At 62.9% G+C, this 13,113-nt stretch carries 9 protein-coding genes; 5 read left to right on the top strand and 4 right to left on the bottom strand.

The window, feature by feature from the left end; genetic code table 11:
* The first annotated feature begins 19 nt into the window (after positions 1-19).
* Positions 20-3,952 (top strand): protein kinase, encoded by a 3,933-nt coding sequence (locus LZC95_27685; GenBank protein ID WXA90231.1) that lies wholly within the window; start codon positions 20-22, stop codon positions 3,950-3,952.
* A 4-nt stretch (positions 3,953-3,956) separates the two neighbouring features.
* Here LZC95_27685 and LZC95_27690 read toward each other — a convergent pair whose 3' ends face one another.
* Together LZC95_27690 and LZC95_27695 are read right to left on the bottom strand one after the other, a co-directional pair.
* Positions 3,957-4,988: a lipase family protein gene (locus LZC95_27690; GenBank protein WXA90232.1), complete on the bottom strand. Its 1,032-nt coding sequence runs from the start codon at positions 4,986-4,988 to the stop codon at positions 3,957-3,959.
* A gap of 154 nt (positions 4,989-5,142) precedes the next feature.
* Complete coding sequence (locus LZC95_27695) at positions 5,143-5,763, bottom strand: DUF4304 domain-containing protein (GenBank protein WXA90233.1); 621 nt, start codon at positions 5,761-5,763, stop codon at positions 5,143-5,145.
* Between the two features lie 730 nt (positions 5,764-6,493).
* Between LZC95_27695 and LZC95_27700 the strand changes: the two genes are divergently transcribed.
* The 4 genes from LZC95_27700 to LZC95_27715 all read left to right on the top strand — a co-directional run bounded on the left by LZC95_27700 (position 6,494) and on the right by LZC95_27715 (position 11,401).
* A complete protein-coding gene (locus tag LZC95_27700; GenBank protein WXA90234.1) occupies positions 6,494-7,966 on the top strand; it encodes a hypothetical protein in 1,473 nt (490 codons plus the stop codon).
* Positions 7,967-8,053: 87 nt separating this feature from the next.
* Positions 8,054-9,127, top strand: a complete 1,074-nt coding sequence (locus LZC95_27705) for a beta-lactamase family protein (GenBank protein ID WXA90235.1) — start codon at positions 8,054-8,056, stop codon at positions 9,125-9,127.
* 14 nt (positions 9,128-9,141) lie between these two features.
* Positions 9,142-10,635 (top strand): cation:proton antiporter, encoded by a 1,494-nt coding sequence (locus tag LZC95_27710; GenBank protein ID WXA90236.1) that lies wholly within the window; start codon positions 9,142-9,144, stop codon positions 10,633-10,635.
* Between the two features lie 34 nt (positions 10,636-10,669).
* Positions 10,670-11,401 carry a hypothetical protein gene (locus tag LZC95_27715; GenBank protein ID WXA90237.1) on the top strand — a complete coding sequence of 244 codons (732 nt, stop codon included), beginning with the start codon at positions 10,670-10,672 and terminating at the stop codon, positions 11,399-11,401.
* A 47-nt stretch (positions 11,402-11,448) separates the two neighbouring features.
* On the opposite strand, the gene LZC95_27720 is transcribed toward LZC95_27715, so the two are convergent.
* Together LZC95_27720 and LZC95_27725 are read right to left on the bottom strand one after the other, a co-directional pair.
* On the bottom strand, positions 11,449-11,865 hold the full coding sequence (locus LZC95_27720; protein WXA90238.1) for a hypothetical protein: 417 nt from the start codon (positions 11,863-11,865) through the stop codon (positions 11,449-11,451).
* A gap of 194 nt (positions 11,866-12,059) precedes the next feature.
* Entirely contained in the window at positions 12,060-12,824 is a 765-nt protein-coding gene (locus LZC95_27725; GenBank protein ID WXA90239.1) for a serine protease, read from the bottom strand.
* Between the last annotated feature and the right edge of the window lie 289 nt (positions 12,825-13,113).

The raw sequence follows: 13,113 nt of genomic DNA on the forward strand, positions 1-13,113 counted from the left end.
GAGACCGAGGGAAGCGCCAATGGAACTCAAGACCGTCTTCGCAGGACGGTTCATCATCGAAGAGCTTGCGGGGACCGGCGGCATGGGCGTCGTGTACCGCGCGCGCGATCAGCAGCGCGATGGCGCGATGGTGGCGCTCAAGGTGCTCGCCCCGACCGCGTACGTGCGCCATCTTCACGAGCGATTCACGCGCGAGGCCAGCGTCCTGTCGCAACTGCGGCATCCGGGGATCGTCTCGTACATCGACCATGGAACCACCCCGCAGGGTGAAGCCTTTCTCGTCATGGAGTGGCTCGAAGGCGAGGACCTGGACCAACGCCTGGCGCGGCAAGGTCTCACGCTTCCCGAAACGGTGACCGTGTTTCGACAGATCGCGGAGGCACTCTCGGCGGCGCATCGGCACGGAATCGTGCACCGCGATCTGAAGCCCGAGAATATCTTCCTGGTCGGCCGCCACCTGGACAAGGTGTCGCTCCTCGACTTCGGTGTGGCACGGCTGGTTTCCTCCGAGCTCACGGCCGCCGGCCTGGCCGTGGGAACGCCTCTGTACATGGCGCCGGAGCAAGCGCGCGGCGAGCGCAACGTCGGTCCGGCTGCGGACGTGTTCACGCTGGGGTGCGTGATGTTCGAGTGCCTGACGGGGCGATTGCCCTTCGCGGGGGATCACACCTCGCTGATCATGGCGAGCATCCTTTTGCAAGAAGCACCTCGCCTGCGAACCCTGCGGCCGGCGATGCCGGAGGCCGTGGAGGACCTGCTTGCGCGCATGCTCGCCAAGGATCCCGCGCAGCGTCCGAAAGATGCCAGCGCGCTCCTGCGCGAGCTCGTTGCGCTGGGGCCGCTCTCGGATGTGCCCGCCCCCGATGCTCCGTCGAGCACGCAGCGTGTTCCTGCGACCACGGCGCGGCCTCTGAGTGAAGAGCAGCAGCTCGTGAGCATCGTCGTGTCCGTCGGCGCGAATGCGCGGCACCGCGCCATGCTCGCCGACGCCATACGCGGGCGGTTCGGGGCCCACGTCGAGCTCCTCGTCGATGGGTCGATGATTGCCATTCTCGCCCAAACGGAGCGAATGACCGCCACCGAGCAGGCGGTGCAAGCCGCACGGTGTGCACTCCTCGTCCGCGAAGTCGAACCCTCGTTCCGGGTCGCGGTGACGACCGGGCGAGGCGTCGTGGGGGCGCATCTGCCGAGCGGCGAAGCCATCGAGCGCGCGGGCACGTTCCTTCGGACGCTCGCGCAGTTGGAACCGCCGCCGGACTCGAGCGGCGTGTGGGTCGACGATGTCACGGCGCAGCTTCTCGACCCACGGTTTCAAGTGGGCCAAACGGCCTCCGGGTTCCGGGTCATCGAAGGGGAGCTCCCCGCCGACGAAGCGCGGCCACTGCTCGGGAAGCCGACGCCCTGTGTGGGGCGCGATCGGGAGCTCGCCCTGCTTCGTATGCTGCTTTCGGAGTGCTGCGAAGAACCGGTGGCCCGGCTCGCGATGCTCATCGCGCCGCCGGGCATTGGCAAGTCCAGGCTGCGTCGCGAGTTTCTGCGGCAAGTCGCCGCCGAGGTGGACGGGCTCCAGATCTTGGTCGGCCGAAGCGATCCAACGCGCGCTGGAGCGCCGTACGGCCTTTTGTGGGATGCCTTCCGCGAGCTCTTCGACATCCGTGACGGGGAGGACCCGTCGACGCAGCAGACCAAACTTCGCGACCGCGTCCGGCGTTTCGTGCCCGCCAACGAAGTGCAATTCGTCAGCGAATTCCTCGGTGAGCTATGCGGAATTCCGTTTCCTTCGGAGAGCAGTCCCAGGCTGCGCGATGCACGGAGCGAACCCCACTCGATGTTCGGTCACGTGAGCTCCGCGTTGGTCTCGTTCTTCCGAGCCGAGAGCACGGCGCATCCCGTGCTGCTCGTCCTCGAAGATCTGCAATGGGGCGATGTTCTCACCGTGCGTGCCGTGGATACGATGTTGCGCGAGTGCAGCGACAAGCCCATCATGGTTTTGGCCTTGGCCCGGCCCGAGGTGGATGATCTTTTTCCGAAGCTCTGGTCGGAGCGCAAACGCCAAGATTTCCGCCTCGACGGCCTCACGAAAAAGGCGAGCACCCAGCTCGTGGCACGCGTCCTCGGGGAAGATGTCGCGCCGGCCATCGTGGCACGCATCGTCGACCAGGCCGCGGGCAATGCGCTCTTCTTGGAAGAATTGATTCGCTTCGTGGTCGAGGGCGACTCAGGGGCCATGCCTGCCACGGTGCTCGCGATGCTGCAGGCGCGCCTCAAACGCCTCGCACCGGATCTGCGGCGCGTGCTGCGGGCGGCCAGTGTTTTCGGCGGCACCTTCTGGCGCGGCGGCGTGCTCGCGCTCCTCGGGGAACACGAGTCCGGTGCGAGTGTGGACGACTGGCTCGGGAGCCTGGTCAATCAGGAGCTCGTCTTGCGTGACGCCGGGGGACGATTCCTCGGCGACGTCCAGTATTCGTTCCGACACGATCTGGTGCGCGAGGCGACGTACAGCATGCTGACCGATGCGGACCGAATCGCAGGACATCGGGCGACGGCCGCCTTCCTCGAATCGATGGGCGAGCGCGATCCGCGTGTGCTGGCGGAGCATTTCGCGCTCGGCGACATGATGACGCAGGCGGCAGGCTGCTACACGAAGGCGGCCATCGACGCGTTCGATCAGAGCGATCTCCAAGCCGTCATTCCCCTCACCGAGCGCGCCATCGTGTGCGGCGCCGAGGGCGAGCTCCTGGGCACCTTGCTCACGGTGCGCGCGCGGGCGCACGCGCTGGATTGCGACTTCGCCAACGTGCATCCGCTCCTCGTGCGGGCGCTCCCTCTCCTGCCCCGCGGCGGCAAGGCTTGGTACATGGCTGCGGGAATGATGCTCATGGCCGCGGGAATTCTCGTGCGGCCGGAGGAGGTGTCTCGTTGGGGTGAGGAGCTTTGGGCGGCCGAGTGCGACGCGAAGAGCACGGTGACGCGCATGGAGGCCGCGTGGCTCGCGGCGGGGTACTTCGCCCGCGCGGGGGCGCGAGCGCAAGCCGAGCGGCATCTCGCGAAGATGGACGAGCACGTCGCGCCCATCACGAGCCTCTTTGGAAAGGGCCTCTGGCGGCTCGCCCACGCAGAATACGCCTGGTACCTGCGCCCGGAGCCCTGGGCCGCGTCCACGGCGGCCGCGGATGCCGAAGGCATGTTCGAAGCATGCGGCCACCACCGCCTGGTTGCGTTTGCGCGCATCTACCGAGGCATCTCACTGGCCCACGTTGGCAACATCGATGCCGGCGAGCAAAAATTGCGAGCCGCCTTGGCCGAGGCGCACCGCTCGCGGGAAGCCTGGCTCATCTCGAATGCAACGCCTTATCTGGCCATGCTCCTGCTCGACAAGGGCGACACGGGCTCGATCGAGGAGGCCGAGCGGCATCTTCGCGCCTTTTTGGAACAGCCGGGCGATCGGAGCTTCCATGGGCTGTCGAACGCGATTCTCGCGGAGATTCTGCTGCTGCACGGCGACATCGGGTCGGCGGAAAAGCACGCCCGGCTCGGCCTCGAGATGATCACGGGGTTTTCGATTTACAGGGCTCATGCCAGCGCCGTGCTGACGAGAATCCTGCTGCGCAGCCGGCGAGCGCCCGAGGCGTGCAGCCTCGTGGACGCGGCCATCGCCTCGTATGCGGACGGTGGCTGCGGTTTCATGGAGGTGGGGCTTTGGCTAGCTGCCTTCGAGGCTTACGCGGCCGCAAAGAGCGCCGCGGCCACGCGGGCACTGGAGGGCGCCGTCGAACGGGTGCGCCTTCGCGCAGAGCACATTTTGGACGCCGACCTTCGCATGCGCTTTCTCACGAAAAACGCGGTGAACCGGCGCGTGCTCGAGGAGGCAGAAAAGCTTCTGCCTCCTTCGGCCCTGGAATTTGCGACCAAGCACTCACAATCCCATCGATCGCCGTCACGCGGGCGTTGATCGGTTAGCTTCGCGCTTCGCGGAATGCCTGCAGATAGCTGATGGGCGAATGATCGCCCACCGAATAGGGCAGACGAACCCGATGCAAAACCGGAATTTGATCGAATACCCACGCCGCCATTCCGACGGGAATGCTCAACGCAGCCGATATGACTTGTTGCGAGAGCTTGCTCCGAGGTGACCACCCGTCCTCACCCCCGTGAAACTCGTAGCCAAAATGCTCGAAGTCTCCCAGGATGATCGATGGCAGCCGGGTCACCAGATCTTTTCCGTAGACGTGCCGGAATACCATTTTGTCGAAGCGCCCGCAGGTCTTGGCGAACTCCTTGTCGCCCACCATCGGTTGCCCGTACGTATAGATTCCGCGCACGAGCGGCCGCCAGTTCACGTACACGGGGCGGCCGAAGATGAGCGCGGCGGCCACGATGGCCATGGCCCCACCCAAGCTATGGCCCGTGATGTAGAGGGCCTTGAGGCGCTTGTCCTCGGCCTGATCGTCGATGGCCTTCTGGACCGAATCGGCCAGCTCGGACCACACGGCGCGCACGTTTCGCACGAAGCCGCCGTGGACGCGGCCCATGGCGAGGAAGTCGACCATTCTGCAGTTGGCATCGGTTAGAAAGTTGATGGCGTTGGCCGGCTCCGTCCCACGAAACGCAATGACGCCGACGTTGCCGGCGCGAATGAAAAAGGCCGTCGCCACCACGAGCATCGGGTGGTTCGATACCGACACCTGTTTGCAGGTCGCCCCGCCGGGGCCGATGATGCCGCGATGCTGGAGCTCGTCCAGGAGGACCTCACAGTCGGAGTACGCCCATGAGGCTACGTCGGCCAGAATATCGGCCGCTTGCCGGTAGTAATAAACCGAGTGATCGTGGGCGGTGGCAACGTCCAGCGAGGAGAGCTGCCGCGAAGGCCCTGTAGAAACCGCGAGCGCCGCATTTCCAGGAACGGCGTCGAGCCCGTTCACGAGTCCAGAATAGGGTTCAATCTCGTAGGTGCTGACTTTGCCCAATCGTTGCAGATTGCCCATCATGCATCCCCCTTCCCTATTTCGAACTCTACGCACGAGAAGCGGCGCGCGCCTCTGGGTCAAATTCGACATCGCCCAGCACGGCCTCGGGAGCCTTGCCCACGGCTGGGGCAATTCGCAACTCTACCGCGATATCGAGCTTCCGGTCACAATGCCGTTACTGCAGTGTCGCGGCGAACCGCTCGATGGCTGCAACGAGGAACGTCGCGCTCGGGGAAGCCTCGGCACGCAGCCGTTCCAGCAAGGGTGCCAGCATCGCCCGTGGACCGAGATCGCGAACGAGGACGGCAAGTGCGAGGCCATCTCGCAGGTGGGGCATGTGTTGTAGCCAGTGATCCCGCAGCCCCTCATCCGTGACCCGCGCGTCGAGGAATGGAAAAGCATGCTCTTCGAGCACCAAACGAAGTTTCGTACCAAACTCCGCGAGGTTCGTATCGGGACGAACCGACCACCACGTATCCCGCGCCTCCGGCAGAAGATGGCCAATCCGTTGCCGAAGGTGGCAGTCCGGTTCCGTTGGTACCCCGGTGACGTCGGGCATCCACGTGATCTCCGAGAGCACCCTCTGGATGCGGCCCGAGAAGACGCCGAGGTTGATGGTGAACTGGACCGTGGCGGCGGTCGAGGCTTGGCTCTTCTGCAGCTGGACAAGCCCAAAGTTGTCCGCGACCTGACGATAGAACGTGAGGCCTTTGGTGCGGAAGCCGCGTGCCTTGAATGTCGGCCTCAATTCGTCGGCCACGAGCTGCTTCACTGCATCCTGCGCGGTCAAGGGCATTTGTCGTATCCTTCGTGCGAATTGCGGGAACCTTCGAGAGAACGCGGTCGATAGGTCTTACAATGGCATGTGAGCTCGATCCACTCTTCGCGGCGATGGCGGCGTCTCTTCCCGAATCGGAGGACGACGACTCGTTTGCCCTTTCAGCCGACACGCTGCCCCGCCCCCCCCCGCAGTCCTGACGACGGACCGTCTCGTGATCGAGAAGAGTGGGCTGGAGAGAAGATTGAAGTGGCAATCAGCCTCGATACTCTCCAATACAGTGCATGTTATACGACACGACGATACGGGTTGCTTTTATCGCGCAACACGGTATGTACGAATGTGGCGTCGCCACCATTGAGGCGATGAAATTGCCCCAGGAAGGCGCAATTCACGGTCTCGCGTCCATGATCGCGTGATTCCCGCACGCGTGGTTCGTGCGATTTTTTGCCGCCATTTCCCAAGAGATGGCGTGTTGTGCCACATGCGGAAAGTACGGCATGCGGTTCGCACCAGGCACGCGCCGAAGGGAGCTACTACTTTGAAATCGCTCGGATGCATTCGACCGACCTTCGGTCTCGCAGGCCTCTTCGTTGCAGGTGCATTGACAATGTCCGCATGCTCCTCCCCCTCGGAGACGGACCCGAACTCGGAGACAAACCCCACGCCCAACGTGGACCATGAATCGGACCCCGGAGTCACGTCCGACACGGACTCGGATTCGGCTGCCGCAAATGACACCGGTCCCATGATCGACACGGAGTCCGCCCAGCTGGCGAACAGTGTCTTGCCGTTCGACATGCCCTCGCGGACCGAACTCGCCAAGAGCGAATACAAAGTATTCGCGCATTGGCACGATTATACCGTGCGGTATTACGACAACCTGGGAGGCGGAAACTACAAGAACCATTATACCGAATGGCTCACGCCGACGGGAACCTATGCGGAATTCGGCGGGCGGCTACGGGATCAACCGATTCCGATCCTGGCCGTCCCCGGGCCAGCCGGCTACGGCAAGGCCGATATGAAAGCGGACATCACGACCGCCGCCGCCGTCGGCATCGACGGATTCCTGTTCAACTTTTGGTTCCCACCGAGCGATCGACGCTGGCAGAAACTCGTCGATCTCTTCGACGCCGCGGACGAGTTCACCGCAGCGAACCCGAACGCGCCGTTCTACGTCATTCCCAACATCGATAGCCACATCATGTCGGGCAAAACGCCCGCAGATAGGGATCCTCGCGGCCGGGCGGACCACATCGCGGCATTCAAGAACCGAGCGTCGTGGCGCAAAATCGGAGGCAAATACGTCGTAGGCAGCTTCCGACCAGAGGCATTGCCGGCTTCCTTTTACGACGAATTTTTCGATCAGCTCGAGAAGGTTCACGGCATCAAGGCGGTGCTATGGGGATCGTTGCTCTCCCCCACGGAGGCCAACCGCAATGCGATGAAGCCCTTCATGAAAGGGGCCACCTATTCGCGCTGGGACAACGTTCCGTACACCAACGACCCGAGCTCGGGGATCAAAACGTTGAAAGACTGGGGCGACGCGAACGGTGTCCCCTATTCACCGCCGGTCAGCCACACGGACAATCGGCCTTATCTATCCATCACCACCGAAACAGCAGGGTTCAAGACGCAGGCCAATACATGGACCGCGGCCATCAATTCCGGGGTGAAGATGGTCCAGGCCATCACTTGGAACGATCACGCCGAAGGGCACGCATTGCGTCCGAATTCCGCCACGCAATATGCGTTTTACGATTTGACAGCGTATTACGCGACGTGGTTCAAGACGCGTAAGAAGCCGGCGATCGTACGCGACGTGCTGTATTATGCGCACCGCATGCACAAGAGCACCGCGGCTCGCGATACGGCCAAGCAACCCGTCGCAACCAAATCGAAAAACGACGTTCCGTTTGTGGATCGCGTCTTCGTGCTCGGCATGCTCAAGTCTCCCGGAACCATTCAAATCACCTCCGGCGGTGCCAACACGAAGGTCGACGTTGCCGCCGGTCCGCAATTCGTCGACGCACCGCTGGCCGCCAACGACCGCCCGAGCTTTCAGCTCACACGCGATGGCGCCGTCGTGACGTCGTTCAAGAGCGCGTTTCAGACCCGTTCGCCCATCGTGTGGCAGGATCTACTCTATCGCGCCGGTAGCTCGTCGCGTCCGGCCGTGGCGGGGGTTCAGAACAATCTGCCGCAAGATCGGGACTGAGCTAGGGGCCATCCCCCTCCTTTGCGTATGGTCCTTTGGACCATGGAAAATTCCACGCAACGAGCATCACGTTTCAAGAAACTGGGGATGGCTCTAGCGGGCCTGGTAATCATTGGGCAGGTGGCGGCGTGTGCAAAGGATACGCCGCCTCCTGCGTCCCCCTTGTCCTCCCTGGAGCAGCGGACGCACGCGGGCGAGTTCCCGAACATTCATTCCGTGCTGGTGCTGCAGCATGGCCAGACCCTGGCCGAATGGTATTTCACCGGTAATGACGAAGAGCGTGGCCGCCCGCTGGGGACCGTGAAGTTCGACGCGGCAACGCTCCACGATGTACGCTCGGTCACCAAGAGCATCGTCTCACTTCTATTCGGAATTGCCGTTTCCGAGGGCGCGGTAAAAAACCTCGATGCGCCGGTACTCGAGTATTTCCCGGAGTATGCCGATTTGCACACCCCCGAGCGGATGAAGATCCGCGTGCGCGACGTGCTGTCCATGACCTCGGGGCTGGCGTGGGACGAAGACACCCTCCCCTATACCGACCCACGCAACAGCGAAATTGCCATGGATCTGGCCCCTGACGGCAACCGCTACGTCTTGGAACAGGCCATCGTGACCCCACCCGGCGAAACATTCCGCTACAGCGGGGGCGACGTCGCGATCGCCGCGACGATTTTGGCCCGGGCCACCCAGACGCCCGTGGAGATTTATGCCGAGCAAAAGATCTGGAAGCCTCTGGAGATTACCCAGCACGTCTGGCTGAAGAACGACAAGGGAGTGCCCTTTGCCGCCTCGGGCCTGCGGCTCACCCCGCGCGACATGGGAAAGATTGGCCAGATGATGCTGGCGCACGGCCAATGGAATGGCCACCAAGTGGTCCCTGCCGCGTGGGTCGATGAAGCCACCGCGAGCCACGCGCAAGTCGGGACGGATCCGAAATGCGGCACGCGTTATGGCTATTTCTGGTGGCTGTCGCCGGGTTGCACCGTCACCCCGACGACACCTTGGTACTGGGCCAATGGCAATGGCGGACAACGCATCTGGATCATTCCCTCACGCGATCTGGTGGTGGTCATGACCGCGGGCAATTACAACGTACCGAACCATAGTGCGTCCGCCTCGGCGTTGCTTTCCGCCGTACTGGCGGCCGTTCCCGCGCCCTAGTGGATTCCGTGTCAATGCGACGTCGGGATATCGCGCTGGACGATTCGCCAAGTTCGATGCAGCATGGGATCATGGAGCTCGCACCCGGATCTCAGTTGCGCGCCGGCCGTCTCAAGACGATCATCGCGTACGGCGCGATGATCGCCGCCTCCGTCGGATTGTTCCTCGGTATCCGATCTTTCGGATCGGATCTCATCGCGCCCGATCCCAAAGGGCCCATTTTCGGAGCCGGCGGAGGAAGCGCGGGCGCGCATGCGATACTGCACGTGCTGCTCGCGATGCTGGTCGTCATCATCGCTTCGCGCGCGCTGGGTGCTCTCTTTCGCTACCTCCATCAGCCGCCGGTCATCGGCGAGGTCATCGCCGGCATCCTGCTCGGACCGTCGCTGCTCGGTCGCATCGCGCCCTCCGCGTCGGCGTTCCTGCTCCCGACCACGGTGGCGCCCTACCTGGGCATCATCGCGCAGGTGGGGGCGATTCTCTTCATGTTCCTCGTCGGCCTCGAGCTCGACACGTCGCTTCTGCGCAAAAAGTCCCACGCCACGCTCGCGATTTCCCACGCGTCCATCCTCGCGCCCTTCCTTCTCGGCTCGGGCCTGGCCCTCTGGCTCTATCCGAAGCTCTCGAGCTCGGATGTGCCCTTCAGCGTGTTCGCGCTCTTCATGGGCGTGTCGATGTCCGTCACGGCCTTTCCGGTTCTCGCGCGCATCCTCACGGATCGGGGCATCCACAAGACGCGGCTCGGCGTCATCGCCATCAGCTGCGCCGCCGTCGATGACGTGACCGCGTGGTGCCTGCTGGCCTTCGTCGTGAGCGTCGCGCAGGCTCGGCCCTCTGGGGCGCTGCTCACGATCGGGCTCTCCATCGTCTACATCGCATTCATGCTCGGCGCCGTCCGCCCGCTCGTGCAGCGGGCCGTGCGCAAGATGGAGCTCACCAAGGAGCTCGGCCAGAACACGTCGGCGCTCGTTTTTGGGGGTTTGCTCCTCTCGGCGCTCACCACGGACTTCATCGGCATCCATCCCGTGTTCGGTGCGTTCTTGCTCGGTGCGATCATTCCGCACGAGTCGCTGCTCGCCAAGAGCCTGAAACAGAAGCTCGAAGACCTCGTCGTCGTGCTGCTGCTCCCTGCCTACTTTGCGTTCACGGGCATGCGCACCCAGATCGGGCTCGTCAGCGGAATGGAGCACTGGCTGTTCTGCGGCGCCATCATCGTGGTGGCCTGCATGGGCAAATTCGGCGGCAGCAGCATTGCGGCGCGGCTCGCCGGGCTCGAGTGGCGAGATGCATCGAGCCTCGGGATCCTCATGAACACGCGCGGCCTCATGGAGCTCATCGTGCTCAACATGGGCCTCGACCTGCGGGTCATCTCTCCGACGCTTTTCGCGATGATGATCATCATGGCGCTCGTTACCACGTTCGCCACCACGCCCATCTTGCACCTCTTGATCCGCAGCCGTTCGCTCGACGAGCCTGCGACCTCCACGGCCATCGGCGGAGCGACGTAACCGCGCGGAGCTGGAAAGGCTTCGCTATATTTCCATGATGGCGAACGAACGTGACTTAACGCGCGATATCCGGCTTCTCAAGATTTACGCAATCGTGTCGACCGTGGCCATGATCGCTTTGGCGCTCGTGGTCTTGCGCTCCCGCGAGAAACAGCACATCACGCGGCTCGAGGTGGAACGCCTCGATGTCGTCGAGCCGGATGGCAAAGTGGGATACGTGCTGGCCAACCGCGCGCGCGTGCCCAACCCCGTTTTGGATGGCAAGGAGCTCGTGCGACACGCGGTGCCGTCCAACAGCATGATCTTTTTCAACGATCGCGGCGACGAAAACGGCGGATTCTACTTCGATAGCAAAACCGAGGCGGACGGGAAGTACGTGGCGGCCGCCGGACTACTGTTCGATCAGCACCGCGGTGATCAAATCATCGGAATGACATACGACGAGGAAAATGGGAAACCCGAAGCGGGGTTCCGCATTTGGGAGCACAAGCTCAGTGGCTCCGAGTATCACCGACTCCTCGATGCCGCGAAAGCCATGCCGCCTGGCCCCACGCGCGATGCGAAAATCGAAGAGATACGCATGCAATGGGGCGAGGAGCGCATGTTCCTCGGCCGCCACGCCGATGGAGTCGCCGAGCTGGTGATTGCGGACCGCGAAGGTCACGCACGCATCCGGCTGGCCGTCGACGATGCGGGCAATCCGCGGTTCGAGCTGCTCGACGCCGAAGGGCACGTGCTCAAAGCCATCCACGGCGTGGAGCCGTGAGGGCCGAAGGGCGCTTTTCCCCTCGGCCCGATGGTCAGCTCACTGACTCAGCAGCTGTCCAGTCGATCGAACGAGCCGGGCCACCACGAGTAGGTATAGCCCGTGCGGTGCGCCGGGATTCGGATGCAATTCGAATCCCGTCCCCAGCTGATGATGACACGCACACCCGTATCGAAGTTGCAATCGCTGCTGAGATGGATCTGGTTGCTGCTCAAGAAGGTCTTCTTGATGCACGAGGGTGCGGCCCCCAAGGTCGTCAAGCCTTCGGTCGCAACCCCAGAAACTTCGGAAGCGACTTCTTCCGGCGCGGCGCCAATGGCTTCTTCGGAAACGACCGCTTCGGACGCGGTGCCTTCGGAAGCCACGTTCTCCGTGCCCTCTTCGCCTTGATCGGCCGCGCAACCAACCGTGGCGGCACACGTCAGACCGACCATGAGAGCGAAAATGTTCCTACCCGTTGTCATGCGTTTCTCCTGCCCCATCCAAGAGGCGCTCGAGCACACCGTGCGCTCTGAACGTCCTCTACGCAGGAATCGGGAATTCATTTGATGACCGAATCCCCATTTCGATAGGCCTTCATCGAAAGGCGCCCGTCGACCGCTCAACTCGTAGTGGCTTTTCCGTCCTGGTCCATATGACGTCCACGCGGACGAATGACTCAAGAATCGATATGCTGGCGAATCCACGAAAGGTGCTGGGCCGTGCCCGAGTAAGCCGTCGTTCCGCCGCAATGAGGTTCGCTGGTATTGCCCACTCCGCTGGTGGCGCCAACGAGGATCCATGCGTCGTTGGACTTCACCAATGCCGGACCACCGGAGTCGCCGTGGCAAATGGCTTGGGTCGGTGATCCCGAAATGCACACACCCTTTGCGGCGTTTCGCGAATTCGGGCAGCGGCTGTTCGCGAGAACCTGGAGATCGATTTGCTGCAAAATGACGGGATCCGTCTCCGGAGGCCAGCTGGTGTCGCCCCAACCCAAAAGGCGGGCGTCCGTGGCTGCGGCGGGAGCGCTTTCCGCGATTTTGATGGGCGTCGCTTGGGCGGGGCTCTTCAACTTCACCAGCGCGATGTCGTCGCCTCCAAGCACGTAGCCACTCGAGCGAAAACCATACGTCTTTTCGATGTCGATCAGCTCTCCGCCTTCATCCTTGTTGTTCGAGCCAATGCGGGCAGCCACCAAACGGCTTCCCTCGATGCAGTGTTGTGCGGTGACGATCCATTGCGGAGCCACCAAGCTTCCACCACAGTAATGGCCGCCATCGGACGTTTTCAGTGACACGATGAAGGAATAGGCTTCGGTCGCGTCCACACCGCCGATGACAGGGTCGCTCGACGCACCCACCGACTCGGTGGGGGACGATGCACTGCAACCTGCTGCCACGGACAACATCGTCATCATCGCAAACATCACGGATCGATTCATCGCGATCTCCGTCAGTGGGTGGCTTCCCGCCTCGCGATGAAACACGGTCGATGCGACGTGCTTTCAGCGACGGGCCAGGTAGCCAGGTAGCCGGGTGGCCGTTGGCGTTGCTCGTGAGAAGCAGCTCGCAAGCGCATTCGCGACCCGCCGCTCGTAGCGAAGCGGCCGCAAAGCCCACTCATCCGAAGTGCTCCGTCCTGTACGGCCATTATTAGCCACACGTTCGGAGCGTTGACAACGAAATATTCATGATTCGAATATCTCGCAAACGCATGATCGCTTGATGAAG

This window comes from Sorangiineae bacterium MSr12523, from assembly GCA_037157775.1.
In the GTDB taxonomy this organism is placed as follows: domain Bacteria; phylum Myxococcota_A; class Polyangia; order Polyangiales; family Polyangiaceae; genus Pendulispora; species Pendulispora brunnea.